This is a genomic window from Anaerotignum lactatifermentans, from assembly GCF_016902535.1.
In the GTDB taxonomy this organism is placed as follows: Bacteria; Bacillota; Clostridia; order Lachnospirales; family Anaerotignaceae; genus Anaerotignum; species Anaerotignum lactatifermentans_A.
Genome location: NZ_JACSNY010000065.1, coordinates 1 through 232, shown reverse-complemented (window position 1 = coordinate 232; position 232 = coordinate 1). Strand labels below are relative to the sequence as shown.

Here is a 232-nt window from a genome sequence, read left to right as displayed (position 1 = left end):
CTACGCTCCATGAAGCTGAAAGAAGCAGCCAAGAAGGTAGAGGACGGCATTGAAGAAACGCTGACCTACTGCGATTTTCCCAGCGAGCATTGGACTCGTATCCGTACCAACAATGTCATTGAACGGCTAAATCGAGAGATCCGTCGCCGCACCCGTGTAGTAGGTAGCTTCCCTGACGGCAACTCTGCTCTCATGCTGGTCTGTGCCCGGCTGCGCCATGTGGCCGGTACCC

1 protein-coding gene is annotated in these 232 nt (G+C 55.6%); it reads left to right on the top strand.

Annotated elements, in window-relative coordinates:
- A partial coding sequence (locus H9X84_RS12875; protein WP_205134639.1) for a transposase occupies positions 1 to 232 on the top strand: 232 nt, incomplete at both ends.